General features: G+C 68.5%; 11 protein-coding genes and 2 pseudogenes. 5 read left to right on the top strand and 8 right to left on the bottom strand.

Features of this window, described 5'->3' with window-relative positions:
• Window positions 1–4: 4 nt before the first annotated feature.
• The gene (locus SXIM_RS27010; protein ID WP_046725321.1) at window positions 5–1,123 is read right to left on the bottom strand and encodes a sensor histidine kinase; all 1,119 of its coding nucleotides are present in this window, start codon (window positions 1,121–1,123) and stop codon (window positions 5–7) included.
• Window positions 1,116–1,811, bottom strand: a complete 696-nt coding sequence (locus tag SXIM_RS27005; protein WP_030739316.1) for a response regulator transcription factor — start codon at window positions 1,809–1,811, stop codon at window positions 1,116–1,118. The genes SXIM_RS27010 and SXIM_RS27005 overlap by 8 nt, the downstream gene beginning before the upstream one ends.
• 87 nt (window positions 1,812–1,898) lie before the next feature.
• Here SXIM_RS27005 and SXIM_RS27000 point away from each other — a divergent pair, with 87 nt between their 5' ends.
• Window positions 1,899–2,876, top strand: coding sequence for an endonuclease/exonuclease/phosphatase family protein (locus SXIM_RS27000; protein ID WP_046725320.1), 978 nt, complete (start codon window positions 1,899–1,901; stop codon window positions 2,874–2,876).
• 185 nt (window positions 2,877–3,061) lie between these two features.
• Here SXIM_RS27000 and SXIM_RS26995 read toward each other — a convergent pair.
• A pseudogene (locus SXIM_RS26995) lies at window positions 3,062–3,714 on the bottom strand (transposase family protein).
• Between SXIM_RS26995 and SXIM_RS28660 the strand changes: the two are divergent.
• Window positions 3,658–4,008 (top strand): annotated as a pseudogene (locus tag SXIM_RS28660) (helix-turn-helix domain-containing protein); the annotation flags it as partial. The pseudogenes SXIM_RS26995 and SXIM_RS28660 sit on opposite strands and share 57 nt — an antisense overlap.
• 458 nt (window positions 4,009–4,466) lie before the next feature.
• Here the strand turns inward: SXIM_RS28660 and SXIM_RS26985 are convergent.
• Window positions 4,467–4,859: a winged helix-turn-helix transcriptional regulator gene (locus SXIM_RS26985; RefSeq protein WP_030738074.1), complete on the bottom strand. Its 393-nt coding sequence runs from the start codon at window positions 4,857–4,859 to the stop codon at window positions 4,467–4,469.
• A gap of 106 nt (window positions 4,860–4,965) precedes the next feature.
• Here SXIM_RS26985 and SXIM_RS26980 point away from each other — a divergent pair, with 106 nt between their 5' ends.
• Both SXIM_RS26980 and SXIM_RS26975 read left to right on the top strand, forming a co-directional pair.
• Entirely contained in the window at window positions 4,966–5,802 is an 837-nt protein-coding gene (locus tag SXIM_RS26980; protein WP_030738071.1) for an enoyl-CoA hydratase/isomerase family protein, read from the top strand.
• A 356-nt stretch (window positions 5,803–6,158) separates the two neighbouring features.
• Window positions 6,159–7,145: an NADPH:quinone reductase gene (locus SXIM_RS26975; RefSeq protein ID WP_030738068.1), complete on the top strand. Its 987-nt coding sequence runs from the start codon at window positions 6,159–6,161 to the stop codon at window positions 7,143–7,145.
• Between the two features lie 690 nt (window positions 7,146–7,835).
• On the opposite strand, the gene SXIM_RS26970 is transcribed toward SXIM_RS26975, so the two are convergent.
• From SXIM_RS26970 to SXIM_RS26955, 4 genes are all read right to left on the bottom strand, one after another.
• A complete protein-coding gene (locus SXIM_RS26970) occupies window positions 7,836–9,269 on the bottom strand; it encodes an amidohydrolase family protein (RefSeq protein ID WP_052385464.1) in 1,434 nt (477 codons plus the stop codon).
• Window positions 9,270–9,842: 573 nt separating this feature from the next.
• Window positions 9,843–11,351 carry an aldehyde dehydrogenase family protein gene (locus SXIM_RS26965; protein WP_046725319.1) on the bottom strand — a complete coding sequence of 503 codons (1,509 nt, stop codon included), beginning with the start codon at window positions 11,349–11,351 and terminating at the stop codon, window positions 9,843–9,845.
• Complete coding sequence (locus tag SXIM_RS26960; protein WP_246156995.1) at window positions 11,348–12,349, bottom strand: amidohydrolase family protein; 1,002 nt, start codon at window positions 12,347–12,349, stop codon at window positions 11,348–11,350. The genes SXIM_RS26965 and SXIM_RS26960 overlap by 4 nt, the downstream gene beginning before the upstream one ends.
• Before the next feature lie 133 nt (window positions 12,350–12,482).
• The gene (locus SXIM_RS26955) at window positions 12,483–13,424 is read right to left on the bottom strand and encodes a LysR family transcriptional regulator (protein ID WP_030738057.1); all 942 of its coding nucleotides are present in this window, start codon (window positions 13,422–13,424) and stop codon (window positions 12,483–12,485) included.
• A gap of 346 nt (window positions 13,425–13,770) precedes the next feature.
• Here SXIM_RS26955 and SXIM_RS26945 point away from each other — a divergent pair, with 346 nt between their 5' ends.
• Window positions 13,771–14,241 (top strand): HIT family protein, encoded by a 471-nt coding sequence (locus SXIM_RS26945; protein WP_078635845.1) that lies wholly within the window; start codon window positions 13,771–13,773, stop codon window positions 14,239–14,241.
• Window positions 14,242–15,235: the final 994 nt, after the last annotated feature.

Here is a 15,235-nt window from a genome sequence, read left to right as displayed (position 1 = left end):
TGTGTTACGCGCTCGTATGCGGTTTTCGATATGCGGACGATAGGCGGTGCGCGGGGGACAGTTCCACGGTGACGCGCAGCCCGCCGGCCGGGCGCGGGGTGAGGGTGAGGCGGCCGTCGTGCGCCTGGGTGATGGTGCTGGCGATGGCCAGGCCGAGTCCGACGCCGCCGTGGCCGGCGGAGACGCGGTCGGTGCCGCGTCGGAAGGGTTCGGTGAGGGTCGCGGCCAGTTGGGGGGTGATGTGCTCGCCGGTGTTCTCGACCGTGAGCATCACGGCATCGGAACGGGCATGGGTACGGACCCACACGCGGCCGCCCGTTGGCAGGTTGTGGACGACCGCGTTGTGCACGAGGTTGGTGGTCAGCTGGAGCAGCAGCGCCGGGGATCCGGTGGTGGGGGCGACATCGCCGCCGGTTTCGAGGGTGACGCCGTGCTGCTCGGCGAAGGGCAGCAGTGTTTCGGTGGCTTCTTCCGCCAGCAGGGACAGGTCGAGGTGTTCGCGGGCGAAGGCCCGCCCCTCGGCGCGGCTGAGCAGGAGCAGGGCCTCGGTGAGGTCGATCGCCCGGGTGTTCACGGTGCGGAGTCGTTCGACGAGTTCTCCGGTGACCCGGTCAGGATCGGTGTGGGCCACGTCGAGGAGGGATTTCGAGATCGCCAGCGGGGTGCGCAACTCGTGCGAGGCGTTGGCCGCGAACCTCTGCTGTTCGGCGACGTGCGCCTCGACCCGTGCCAGCATCGTGTCGAAGGCGTCGGCAAGTTCGGCGAACTCGTTCTGGCGGCCCGGGAGCCGGATGCGGTGCGAGAGCGATCCCGTGGCGGCCGTGCGGGTGGCGTGGGTGATGCGATCCAGCGGGGCCAGCATCCGGCCGGCGAGGATCCAGCCGCCCACGAGGCCGAACACGAGCAGGAACACCATGACGGCGGCCGCCACCGGTGCGAAGCCGCGCACGAAGTCGGTGCCCGGAGTCACCCGCCACGCGCCTTCGTCATTGGTCTGCAGCCACCCCTCGCGCACCAGGAATGCCCCCACGGCGGCGAGCAGCAGCCCGCCGGCCAGCATCAGGAACCCCGCGTAACTGAGGGTGAGCTTGAAGCGGACACTCAGCCCGGGCGCTCTACCCACGGTGCGGTTCCTCGCGTCCGCCCCGGGGCGGCACGTCGATGCGGTAGCCGACGCCCGGGACGGTGGCGATGATCCAGGGTTCGCCCAGGCGCTTGCGCAGGGCCGAGACGGTGATGCGTACGGCGTTGGTGAACGGGTCGGCGTTTTCGTCCCAGGCCCGTTCGAGGAGTTCTTCGGCGCTGATGACGCCGCCCTCGGCCGCGACGAGGACTTCGAGTACGGCGAATTGTTTTCTGGTCAGTGCGACATAGCGGTCGTCGCGATAAACCTCGCGGCGGAAGGGATCCACACGCAGTCCGGCGATTTCCCGTACCGGGGGCCGGCTGTGAGCCCGCCTGCGGTCGAGTGCTCTGAGCCGCAGGACGAGTTCCTGCATGTCGAAGGGTTTGGTCAGATAGTCGTCGGCGCCGAGTCCGAAGCCGGACGCCTTGTCGTCGATTCGATCGGCGGCGGTGAGCATGACGATCGGCGTTCCGCTGCCCGAGGCCACAATGCGTCTGGCGACCTCGTCCCCGGAAGGGCCGGGAATGTCCCGGTCGAGGACGGCCATGTCGTAGGCGTTCGTGCCCAGCAATTCCAGCGCGGTATTTCCGTCACCCGCGATATCGGCGGAGATCGCCTCCAGACGCAGGCCATCACGGATCGCCTCCGCCAGATAGAGCTCGTCCTCCACGATCAGTACACGCATACGATTGATGCTACAAGCCAGCACATATGGTCCTCGTATCGGAAAACACATACCCGCCGGCAACAGCCCGCCTCCTTGACTGGCGACATGAACCACACCTCGCCGTCGGCACCGCCCCGCCGGGCGTCGCGGCCGCGTACCTGGACACGCGGGCCGGTGCTCACCGCGCTGGCCCTGCTGCTCGGCCTCTTCCTGCTTCTGCATTCCTGGATCCCCGACCGGCCCGGGGGCCTGGGCAGCCTGGTGGAGACCTTCCTGCCCTGGTTCGGCCTGTTCGTCCCGGTGCTGCTGGCCGGGGCGCTGTGGCGCCGCTCCGCCCCGGCGGTGATCGCGCTGCTGTTGCCCGCCCTGGTGTGGCTGAACCTCTTCGGCGGCCTGCTGGGCGACAGATCCCGGGCCACCGGCGCGGAGGAGGGCCTCACCGTGGTCAGCCACAACGTCGACGCCGACAACTCCGACCCGGCGGCCACCGCCCGCGAGCTGGCCGCCTCCGGAGCGGACATCCTGGCGCTCCAGGAACTGACCGAGCAGGCCAGGGCCGGCTACGAGCAGGAGCTGGCCTCCGGCTACCCCTACCACGAGGTCCGGGGCACGGTGGGGCTGTGGAGCAGGCTGCCGCTGTCGGACACCGAGACCGTGGACATCGGCATGCTCCCGGCCCGGGCGCTGCGCACCACGGTGGCGACGGACCGGGGGCCGCTGGCCCTGTACGTCGCCCATCTGGGGTCGGTACGCGTCGTCCCCGGGAGCGGCTTCCGGACGGGTACCCGGGACGTGGGGGCGCGGGCGCTGGGTGAAGCGGTCACAGCGGAAGGGATCGAGCGGGTGGTGCTGCTGGGCGATCTGAACGGCACCATGGACGACCGCGCGTTCGGCGCTCTGACCGAGCAGTTGGACTCGGCTCAGGAACAGGCCGGGGCGGGCTTCGGCTTCAGCTGGCCGGCGCGCTTCCCGGTGGTGCGGCCCGACCAGATTCTGGTGCGGGGCGTGGAGACGAGCAGCGCGTGGGTGCTGCCGGCCACCGCGAGCGACCACCGCCCCGTGGCGGCCCATGTCGTCTGGTGATCCCCGCAGGGGGTACCGGACGCGTCCTGCGACACCACGTCGCCGCACCGCACGCCGGTCGGGCCGGCGGGTTCCGTGGCCGTGCCCGGGTGAGGGTCCCGCCCGTGAGCCGGTGGCCAGGTGTACGGATCACGAGTGTGAACAACGCTCGTGGTCCCTCCACCTGGATGAGTGAGTCCGATGTTTCAGTGGTCGTAGGCGATCAGTGACCGTTTGACCGGCGCTTCTGTGGCCCAGTTGTGCCAGATCGCTGAGGCAAGGACCAGGAGCCGTAACCGGCACGGACGAGGCGGTGGTCGCGTTCCAGCAGCGCGGTCATCGCCTCCCGCTCGCCCAGTTTCGGATGCGCCAGGCACCAGGTCACGGGCATGCCCTCGGCCGTGGTCACCAGGTAGAGGCGGAAGCCCCAGAAGAAGCGGGAGTGGCTGCGGCAGTAGCCGTATCCGGCGTGTCCAGCCAGGGCGGAACGCTTGACGGTCTCGCGGGAGGCCGCGCACGGCAGTGGTGTGGAGTCGATCAGCCGCAGGTCGTCGTGCCAGGTGGGTACCTGCCTGGCCAACGCCTCGATGACCTGTGAGATCAGCGGACCCGCGGCGTTGAGGCGTTTCGTGTAGCCGGACTGCTGGGGCAGGGAGCGGAACAGGTGCGGCAGGCGTGCGTGGGCGAAGCGGATCCAGTGCCGTGTGGAGTGGAAACCGAGGAGGACCTGCGCGACCGCCAGGCACAGCAGTTCGGCGTCTGTCAGTTTGGGGGGGTCGCCGATCCGGCGAACAGGAGCCACATGGTCGTCGCTGAACACGTACAGTGCCGCCAGAAGGGCGTCCAGGCCAGGAGTCACTCCCAAGCCAACGGACGCCCTTCGCCATGGTCGCGGCCAGCACAAACATCGGACTCACTCATCGAGGCTTCCGCGAGGCGGAACCGCCTGCGAAACGGAGGGTGTGTGAGCGGTCAACTCGGCCCGCTACTAAGCCGATTGCGCCAGCACTCCGGCATGACACAGGAACAGTTGGCGGAACGGTCCGACGGGAGCGTGAGCACCATCCGAAGGCTGAAGAACGGCAGATCGGCCGACCACCGGCTGGGGACGGTCAACCTGCTGGCCGATGCCCTGGAGGCCGGCCCCGAGGACCGGCGCGCGCTCACAGAAACGCCGGGCGGCACGCACCACGTACCGAAGAACCCGGCGCCGGAACCTGCCCCCGCACCGCCGCCCGCGGTCCGGGCCCCGGCGCGAGGCAGCACGCTGGCCGAGGCCGTGGACGCCCTGGCCACCGACGCCTCCCGCAGGTTGCGGCGGGAGGAGGCCCAGCGCCGGGCCCACGACCCATCTCCCCTGCCGGTGCGCTGGCGGGCGGCCCCGGCGCATCTGCCGGAAAGCGCCGCAAGGACGGAATCTGCTGCCCCCCCCGATCGCCATGGGTGCCGCCCGGCCCCACGGTGCCGAGCACTCCGGGGTCAAGGCAGCGACGCAGGCGAAGCGCCCTGGCGAGCCAAGCCATCATCCGCTCGATCAAGCATCTGGCTCGACCCCATGTGGCCATCTGCGCCCGCCCCGTCTCCGGGACCCTCGGGGGAATCCGTAGACGGCTACCGTCCCGATGACCGAGCGTCGTACGCCTGCTGCGCCGACAGGACCTCGTCGCTGTGCTCGATCGTCCACTTGTGCAGGCATGTGAAGGGGCCGCGGAACGACTCGCCGAGCGGTGTGAGGGAGTACTCCACGCCAAGCGGGGAGGTTTCGAGCACCCTGCGCTGGATCATGCCGTTGCGTTCGAGTCTTCTCAGTGTCTGGGTCAGTACTCGCTGTGTGACGCCCTCCAGCTGTCGCTTGATCCCGTTGAACCGTGTCGGTTGTTCCAGGACCGCCATGACCATCATCGACCACTTGTCGGAGATCTGATCGAGGATGGGACGGCTCGGACACTCAGCAGCGAATCGCGGAACGGCGGAGTGAGGCGGGGGCGTGGGGCTGGTATCCATCAAGATCCTTGGTTGTCGAAAAGTGCGTTATTGACCGTTCACGGCGCGGAGGCCAGGGTTGGTATGCGTTGCAAACCTACTGGCTCACCGCAAACCTTGGACACACATGAACCTCGACCAGTACACGACGCTCCACGTCGCCATCGATGCCGGAGTCGCGCGGATCACCCTGGACAATCCCCCCGTCAACGTGCTCAGCGGAACTCTGATCCGCGAACTGCACGACCTCCTGGCAAAGCTGCGGGACGACCGCAGTGTCCGCGTCATCGTGTTCTCCAGCGCCAACCCCGAGTTCTTCATCGCACACGTCGACATCCACATCCTCGACGAGATGGACGAACTGCAGGAGATCGCCGACCGCATCCCGGACGCCAACATTTTCCAAGGGGTCGGCGAACTGGTACGTCGCCAGCCGCAGGTGACGATCGTCAAGCTGGCGGGCAAGGCGCGAGCCGGCGGCGCCGAGTTCATCGCCGCAGCCGACATGACCTTCGCCGCGCGGGAAACCGCGGGCATCGGCCAGAGCGAGGTGTTGATGGGTATCGTGCCGGGCGGCGGAGGAACGCAATACCTGGGCGAGCGGGTCGGACGCAACCGGGCGCTGGAACTGCTGCTCACCGGTGACCTGGTTGATGCGGACACCGCAGCCGCCTACGGATGGATCAATCGTGCGGTACCCGCGGCCGGACTGGACGCGTTCGTCGACGGGGTGGCGGAGAAGATCGCCGCGCTCTCCCCGGAACTCATCACCGCAGTCAAGCGGCTGGTTCCCCCGGCGGACCTGGCCGACGGCCTGCGAGCGGAAAACGACACATGGGCCGAACTGGTGAGCGGGGATCTGCCGGCACGGCTCATGGCAGGGGCACTGGAGCACGGCGCGCAGACCCCTGCGGGCGAGCGCGACCTGGAGTCGGTCATGCGAAGCCTCACCGCCGACCTGTAGAGCGGGAGCCACGGCCCGGGAAGGCTCCGGACAGATCCGTTTGCGCCGATGCCACCGGCAGGAGGAGACGGGTGCGCCTCGTCGCCCCCGGTGACCCCGCGGCCAGCCGTGTGATTCATACCTCGGCGAACAGCCCACTGACGTAAAGCAGCCGGAAGTCCCAGCCCCTGGCCGCGACACGGGACGAACACGATCGGACCCGCTGATGGTGTGCGGCACCTTCGACCCGTCTCTGCCGACCGTCCGAGAGGCGGCGATCTCGCGGACCACGACACGTTACCGGCCCCGCCGTGATGACCTGCACGGTCCCTGCCAGTGCTGTGGACCGTGCCACAACCAAGAGGAGATACGAAACAATGAGGGCAGCCTTCTACGACACGCCGGGTCCCGCCAGAAGCGTGCTGCGGGTGCTGGACGTCGAACGCCCCGAGCCAGGCCCCGGCCAGGTCCGCGTCCGCGTCGCTCTCTCCGCGATCAACCCGGGCGACATGTTCATGCGGCTGAACTCCACCCGGCAGGACTTCCAGCGCGTCGGCGCGTACACGGGCCGCATCCCGCACCAGGACGGCACGGGCACCATCGACGCGGTCGGCGCAGGCGTCGACCAGAGCCGGGTCGGCGAACGCGTGTGGATCTGGATGGCCGGCGCAGGCCATCCGTGGGGGACGGCGGCGCAGTGGACCGTAGTGCCGTCCGAACAGGCCGTTGTGCTGCCGGACGGAATCTCCGACGAGCTCGGAGCCTGCCTCGGCATCCCGGCGATGACCGCGCACTGGTGCCTGCACGCCGACGGCTCGCTCCGCGACCGCACCATACTGGTCGCGGCCGGTGCGGGCGCTGTCGGGCACTACGCCATCGAACTCGGCCGGATCGCCGGCGCACGGATCGTGACGACGGTCAGTGGGCCGGAAAAGGCCGCGTTGGCCAAGGCCGCGGGCGCAGACCTCGTCGTGAACTACCGCGACGCCGACGCCGCCCAGCAGATCCTCGACGGAGTCGGGCCTGTCGACCGGATCATCGAGGTCTCGCTGACGGACAACCTCGAACTGGACCTGGCCGTCGCCGGCCCGGGAGCCACCATCGTGACCTACGCAGCACGGCCCGACGACCCGACCCTGCCGGTCTTCCGGCTCATGTGGTCCAACCTGGTGCTGCGGTTCGCGCTGTTTCTCACCGAACCGCGGGACGCGCTGCTGCGCGCCGCCGCCGACATCACCACGGCCCTGCGCGAAGACACCCTCACGCCACTGCCGGTGCATTCCTTCAGCCTCGACGATGTCGCCGCCGCGCACCGGGCCGTCGAGAACGGAATCACCGGGAAGGCTGTACTCGATCTGCGTTGATCAGTCCATCGCGAACAGCGCTGAAGGACTGAAGCCGATGGTCATCGGTCTCTGAACGAGACACGACCGGAACCACGGCCGGCATGCCTGATCGAGCGAGGCAGCCGGGTTGGGCCGCTCCTCCTTGGAGACCGACGCACTCGACCTTCCGCTGACCCGGGGGCGGCAGGGGGCAGATCTTCTTGCGGGCGATGCCGGCCATGCTGAGGGTCTGGGTGAAGGGCTTCGATGGGTAGCAGGCGCCGTTGTCGGTCGGGACCCGCTCGACGGTGCTGACGTGGGCGGCGAAGAACGGGTTCGTGCGGGTCCAGAAGCCGGCATGGTCTCCTTGCGCTCTTCGGTGAGGATTTCGTTGTTCGCTGCGTTGGACAGCGCCCGGGGAGCTGTGCCGCGGCACCGGGCGGTCTCGGCTTCGGCGATTTCCTTGATGGGATCGACCGCCAGGCTCGCTTCCGGCCTGGCGGTCGGCGTGATCCGCGACAACCTCGCCGCGCACAAGGCATCCGTGGTCTATCGCCGGTTGGTGGACACCCGCGGCCACTGCTCGTTCACAGATATCCGACCAGCTCACTGCTGTAGGCGACCACTGCCCATGCCCATGCCCGGCTGGTCATCGCGCTGCACGAGCCGGCCTCGAACAGTCGAGGGGCCAGCGCTCCGGCTGGGGCTCGCGAGGCCGAGTCCCGGTTGTCAGGCGGAGAACCACTCGGGCAGGTTGGGCGCCATGGACGCGGCCGCCGCCTCCAGTACGCCGTCGGGCATCGCCGGGCTGGGACCGCCGCGCTCGGCCATGCGGTCGCTGAGGCGTTCCCATGCCGCTTCGACCAGCCGGACGGCACGTTCTCCGGTTCCGCCGACGAGCCTGCCGTTCGCCTTCACCGTCTCTCCGGCGATCAGGACCCGGTCGATGTCACCCACCCCGCTGTGTTCGACGACGGTGGCGAACGGGTCGACGATCGGTCGCTGGCGGGGCGAGTCGTTGCGGAGCAGGATGAGGTCGGCGGCTTTACCGGGTTCCAGAGAGCCGATCCGGTCGGCCATACCGAGGGCTTCGGCCCCGCCCATCGTGGCCAGGTGCAGGGCCTCCCGGGTGGTGACCGAGACTTTGCCCAGTCCCGTCAAGCCGGCTGTCTCCAGTATCGGCCGGCTGGTATGCGCGATGTCGAGGTGCCGCGCCAGCCTCATCTGTGTGAAAGCGTCCGGGGAGTTGTTGGCCTGGAGGTCGGAGCCGAGGCCGACCGTCACGGAGGCGGCGCGGGCGCGGCCGAGGACGGGAAAGCCCATGCCCATCTGTGCCTCGGACTCCGGGGTGCAGGACACGGCGGCGCCCGCCACGGCGAGCAGGCCCAGTTCCTCGTCGGAACTGGTGTTGGCGTGGGAGTACACCTGCCGGGGCCCCAGCAGCCCTCCGCGGTGGAGCAGGACGGCCTCGGGGACGCGCTGGGGTGTGGGTACGGAGTTGAGGTGGCCGGTGACCAGGAGGTCCAGTTCCTTGGCGAGGGCGTACTCCTGCTCGGTGACCTGCCAGGCCACGGCGAGCGGGTCGTTGACGGCGACGCCGAGACAGAGCCGGCCGTCGGTGTGGGCCGCGCGGATGCGGCGCAGGTCACGGAAGCGGTCCTCGGGCGAGGCGAAGGCCGGGTCCGGAGTCGGGGCGCCGGTGAGCCCGTAGGCCCAGACGGTCCGCATTCCCGATGCGCCGACGCCTTCGAGCATGGCATCGGCGTGTTCGGGGGTCAGGATGGCGTGCGCGTGGTCGAGCGAGGTCGTGGTGCCGCTGTCCAGGGAAGCGAGGGCGCCCGCGTAGACACCGGCGTACAGGTCTTCGGGGGTGTGGAGGGCGGTGTGGTTGACGCGGACGCCCCAGAAGAATTCGGCCAGGTTCCAGTCCGAGGTGAGGCCCCGCATGGTGGCTTCCCACAGGTGGGCGTGGGTGTCGACGAAGCCGGGGAGGACGAAGGCGCCGTCGGCGGGGATGACCTCTGCGTCGTCAGCGGGCAGGCGGCTTCCGATCGCTGTGATCGTGTCATGCTCGATGAGCACATCGGCCTTGCGGAAGGTGCCGGTCAGTGCTGGTCCGTGGAGGACGGTGCCTCCGACGATCAAGGTGCGGGTCGATGCCATGGTGTGTTGTCTCATTCTGTGAGTAACGGTTCCGGGCGGAACGATGAACCTTCGGGCTGTTCGAGGGCGGGGGCGTGACGCCTGTCGTGGGCCTGTGACCCAGCGGGGAGGGGATGGGGAACCGGCCGGCGCGGGGGTGCGGTATGGGGGTGAGAGGGCCCGGTTGCCCAAACCGGTGTGTTTCCCGCGCGGGTGGCTTATGCCGGAGGGTGCTCCGGGGCCGGCTGGTGCTGTCGTCCGCGGGGGTGCGGTGGCCTCGGGTGCGGTGAAGGTGCTGTCCGCCGCAGCCGGAGAGGTCGGCCGTGCGTGGACGGTGTCGGTGCGGTGATCCGGTGCCGGAAGGACGGTGGGTTTGCGCGATGCTCCGCCGTGCCGGGCCGTACGTGAGGTGGCCGTGTGTCGGGTGGGGACACGTCCGGCGGACTGTGCGGTGCTGTCCGGACCGCCTCGGTCGACGCATCCTGTTGCGGCGGGGCGGGTGAGGGACGGGGGAAGGCTGTTGACGGTCTCACCGTCGCGGGGGACACAGGTGTGCCGTGCTCCGGGTGCCGGTACGGGAGATGTCCCACGGCATCAGGAGGTCCGCTCCCCCGTGGTGTCCTCGGTGGATCGGAGCACCTCGCGTACGGCGGGCCAGAGGGGGTCGGGGTTGCGGCCGATGGGCAGGCGGACTGTCTTGGTGTAGCCGAAGTCGGCCAGGGTCTCCTTGGCGTGTTCCCGTCCGAAGCCGCTGTGCTTGGTGCCGCCGAAGGGTGCGCCGCTCAGTGACCGGTTGTAGTTGTTGACCATGACGATGCCGACGTCGAGTTGGTCGGCGAGGTCAAGGGCGAGCGGGTGGTCGGTGGTGAAGACGGAGCCGACCAGGCCGAAGTCGGTGTCGTTGGCGATGGTGATGGCCTCGGCAGCGGAGTCGAAGGGGATGACCGTCACGACGGGTCCGAAGATCTCCTCGCGGGCGATCCGCATACCGGGCTTCACGTCGCGGAAGACAGTGGGTGCGACGTAGAAGCCGTCTGCGAGGTCCGGGTCGTCCGGAAGCGGGGCACGGGCGGCGATCCGGGCACCCTCTTCCTCGCCGATCGCCAGGTAGTGGAGGACGCGCAGTTGTTGGGTGGCGGTGACCAGCGGCCCGACGTGGGTTTCGGGGTGCAGGGCCGCACCCACTCGCAGTCGGGTCACGGGCGGGCAGAACCGGGTCAGGAACTCCTCGTACACGGGCCGTTCGACCAGCAGCCGGGAGGCCGCAGTGCACGCTTCGCCCTGGTTGTAGAAGCCGCCCTCCAGCGCGGTGGCGACCGCCGCGTCGAGGTCGGCGTCCGCGAACACGATCATCGCGTTCTTCCCGCCGAGTTCCATCACGGCCGGTGTGAGGTTGTCCGCGGTGGCCTTCAGGACGGCGGACCCGGTGGATGGTGCGCCGGTGAAGGACACTTTGCCGATGAGGGGGTGGGTGACCAGGGCCGCGCCGGTGGACGCGCCGCCGGGTACGGCGTGGACCACGTCGTCCGGCAGTATCTCCCGCAGCAGATCCACGATCCGCAGGGTCGTCAGGGCGCCTTGCTCCGGTGGCTTGAGGACGACGGCGTTGCCGACTGCCAGGGCCGGGGCGATCTTGCCTGCGGTGTGGATGGGCGGCCAGTTGAACGGGATGATCGCTACGACCACGCCGTAGGGGGTCAGGGTGGTCACGTCCAGGATCCGGTTGGAGGCGCGCGCCGAGCCGGGCAGGTCGTGAACCGCTCCTGCGAAGAACTCGAAGATCCCCGCGGCGGCCGGCAGGTCGTTGAACCGTGCCTGCTGGAAGGGCTTGCCGATTTCCTGGGACTCGAGTTCGGCCAGTTCGTCCGCGTGTTCCCGCAGGAGGTCCGCGGCCTTCTTCAGGTACTGGCTGCGCTCGGCCGGCGGGCGCGTGTTCCAGGAGCGCTGCGCCGCGCGGGCGGCCCGTACCGCCTCGTCCACCTCGGGGGGTCCGCCGCCCTGCACCAGGGCGCACGGCCTGCCGGTCGACGGGTCGTGGACGGTGAACCGGTCCTCCGTCCGATCTGACGACCAGCGAAAACGCGTCTTGCGCGGGTTTATCACGACTGTCCCTTTCTCTGGGCGCCGGGCACCAGGCCGAGGCTTTCCGCGTTCTTCTCGAGGATCTCCTCGCGTGCCTCGGGCGCGAGACCCGTGCTCCCCAGCCAGTCGACGGGGTGGGGCTGGCCCATGTCGAACGGGAAGTCGGTTCCGAGAAGCACTCGGGAGGACCCGGCGGCCCTGATGAGTGTGTGCAGCGGGTCCGCGGTGTGGACCAAGGAGTCGAAGTAGACGTCCTGGAGGTAGGCGCTGGGGGTCTTACGGCATCCGCGGGCGTCCGGCCGGACGGTCCAGGCGTGGTCGCTGCGGCCGAGGTACCCGGGCAGGTAGCCGCCGCCGTGCGGGAAGAGAAGCCGGAGCTTGGGGTGCCGGTCCAGGACGCCGCCGAAGATGAGGTGGGACAAGGCGATGGCGTGTTCGAAGGGCTGGCCCACGGTGTTGTGGAGATTCCACTTGCCGAGGCGCTCTCCGACCGTGGTGCCCATGGGATGGACGAACAGCAGCGCCTCCAGTTCCTCGGCGCGCTTCCACAGGGGGGTCAGCCGTTCGTCGGAGAAGTCGACCCCGTGGGCATGCGTGGGGAGTTCGGCACCCGCAAAACCATGTTTGAGGACGGCGTCCTCCAGGGCCCACACCGTGAGTTCGGGGTGTTGAAGTGGGATGACACCGAGGCCGGTGAGCCGTTCCGGGCACTGGGCGCGGTGCTCCGTGATTCCCTCGTGGGTGGCCTCCACCACCTCGCGGGCCAGGGCGAGGGGTGCCCAGGAGTGGTACTGCATCGGGTTCACCGAGATCACCTGGACGTCCACTCGCGAGGCGTCCATGTGGGCGAGGCGTCGTTCGGCGTCGGTCATCGACGGCATCACCCCGGTGACCATCTCCAGGCTCACTTCGACGGACTCCGGCCCCTGGATCTGCCGGGCCGCTTCCATGAAGGCACGCATTCCGGGATGTCCGGCTGTCAAGGTGTCAACGGCCGGTACGGAGACATGAGCGTGCACATCGACTACTTGTCCCACCGCGTTCCCTTCGTTGGGGGGCGCCTCTCGCGGGCGCCGGTGCGTCCACCTTCGCAGCGGGCAGGGGCAGAAACAGTGACAATATGTTTGTGCTGAGCATCGGTGTCGCCGATGTTCAGGACGTCTCGCTGCCCCGCAATTCCGCGGCCACCCGCCCGAGACACTGACGGAACCACCGGTGTCCGGCGTCGTTCTCGTGCACGGGGTGCCACCAAGCCGCTTCCACCAGAGGGACGGCCTCGAAAGGACACGGCAGGACCCGCAGTCCCGCGTCCGGGTGCACCAGCCGCACCAGGCTCCGTGGCAACAGGGCGAAGCGGTCGCTGTCGGCGAGCAGCAGTGGGATGACCAGAAAGCTGTTCACGGAGGCCACTACCTGCAGGTGCACTCCGAGCATCTCCAGCTGATTGGCCGGAGAGGTGGTCGCCGCCGACAGCGAGCCGCCGGGGGGCGCGTTGCTCAGGAGCACACAGGGCAGTTGCTGCGCATGGTGAAGGGTGAACTCCTCACCGACGTGGCGGTTTCCGGCGGACACCACGCAGACCCACTCGTCGTGGAACAGGTCGAGATGCGGCAGCCCTCGGACCACTCCACGCGGCATCAGCAGCGCATCCACCGAGCGCAGCGTGTGGAGCCCTTCCTCCAGTCCGCTGACGGTGATGGGAATCTGACGCACCCGCACCCCGCCGCTCCGCTCGCCGATCACCCGTAGCAGTGATGGCAGGACGGTGGCGCCCCCGTAGTCCGAGGTCACCACCGTGAATTCCCGGGTGGACACGGCCGGATCGAAGCGGGCGGTGCTGGTGAGGACCCGCTCCGCGCTTTCCAAGGCGGCCTCGGTCAGGGGGCGCAGCTGCGCGCCCAGTGGGGTCAGCTGGCGTTCGCCCCCCGACCGGACCAGGAGCTGGTCGTCGAAGTGCCGGCGCAACTTGGCCAGGGCTCCCGATAAGGTCGGCTGGCTCTGCCCCAGTCTGCGGGCCGCCCCCGTCACACTCCGCTCGGCCAGCAGCGCGTCCAGCTGTACCAGCAGATGAAGATCTACGGATCGCGACAACATGCCCCCATTGTGAGCGCCCGCCGATGGGGAATGGGCCGGTGACGGTAGGAGTGCTCCCGCAGTGGCTCGACAATGTCCGCCAGGACGACCTGCCCAGCCTGCACACCCTCGCCGCAGGCATCGACAGAGACACGAAGCCGTCATCGCCGGCCTCACCCTCCGCTGGAGTTCCGGCGTTGTCGAAGGACACGTCAACCGGATCAAGATGCTCGAACGCCAGATGTTCGGCCGCGCGGGATTCGCCCTCCTGCGTAAGCGGGTCCTCCTCGTGTGAGCTCCGCATGGTGAGTCCACCGTTCCGTTCAAGTGGCCGGTGAACGACAGGTACACGGCCTACGATCCGGTCATGACGACACCGGAGTGCTACACGTGCAGCCAGGAAGCCCGCCTGAACGGGTTACCACTCAGCGAGCGCATCGCTTTCGATCAACATTGGCGGGTGGCTCATGCTTTCGATACCGCTCTTCCCGGTTGGCTTGTCCTGCTGCCCCGACGCCACGTCACAGCCGTGCATGAACTCACCGATGCCGAGGCGACAACGCTGGGCACGTGGCAGGTGCGGGTGTCCCGAGCACTCCACGATGTGACGGGCTGCGTCAAGACGTACGTCGCACAGTTCGCCGAGGTGGAGGGCTTCGCGCATGTGCACTTCCACGTGATGCCACGCATGGGAAACCTGTCTCAGGAACTGCGCGGACCGAGGGTGTTCGAATTGCTCAGGCGTCCGGCACAACAACGGGTCGCGACTGACCTGGTGGATGACATCGCGCGCTCCCTTCATGCCCGACTCACCTCATCATCTGAACTCTCTGAGTGACCGATCACGGAAACGGGGCCAGAGCCACTACAGCTCGATGAAGCCACACCGAGGTTGATCCCACCATGCTGGCAGTGGCCCGGGGGGGCCGGTGGCGGCTTCGGCGGCGGGGCCGCGGCGGCTACCGACGCCCGGGCGGACGGAGCCGGACGGAGCGCAGCAACGTCGGGGGAGGTGACAGCCTCGGGGGCCCTGGCCCGGATCAGACCATTCTTGCCGGCCTCCAACCTCTACCAGTCAGTTATCGGCCTTCACATCCAGACCTGGGGCGCTTCGTCGGGGCGGCCCAGCCTTCCGGTACGCGCCAACAGAAGAGTCGAGGCGGCCGGTATCGTCACTGCCATCGACCTGAATACTGAGGTTCCCTGCACGGGCGTAACGACCTCAGCGAACCGTTCCTGTGCAGGGCGAACGCACTTCACGGACCTGGCGGCTTGACTGATAGTCACCACTACATCCTTGCTGGTCATGCAATGAGGTGAAATCGTGGGCGGCGCAACCGGTTCCGGGACTCCTTCCCCTCCTCGATGGTCAGCCCTGTTGATCGCGTTGGTCCTGCCCGCCATGTTGATTTCATGTGCTGGTGGGGATGAGGCAAGGGACGTGGAGCGCAACGCAAGAGACCTTCCGGCCCCTACGGGCACGCCTTCGCCGGACGCCCTCGTCCCCACCACACCTCCGCGCGCGGTGCAGGCGTCACTGCCTCCACAGGTGCCATCGGCAACACGTGCTGAGCCCGATAGCCGGGCAGGCGCAGCAGTCCTGGAATGGTGGTTCGCGGACCTTCGAGATGATGGTCGCAAGATTGTCATCTGGTACGAGGAAGGATTCTCCTGTAGGTACGAGCCTGTGGGCATCTTGGTAGACGAACAGCCAGACACCGTGGAGATAGCGCCTCTCAGCAGGTATATGCAATCCCCTGACCAGATGTGCGCGGCGGTTGAGCAGTTTCCGGTTCTGGGTTCCATCGAACTCTCTGAGCCTCTGGGAGATC

The sequence above is a fragment of the Streptomyces xiamenensis genome (assembly GCF_000993785.3).
Taxonomy (GTDB): Bacteria; Actinomycetota; Actinomycetes; order Streptomycetales; family Streptomycetaceae; genus Streptomyces; species Streptomyces xiamenensis.
Note: the sequence above shows the minus strand (reverse complement) of the source record. Positions and strands in the feature narration are given on the sequence as shown.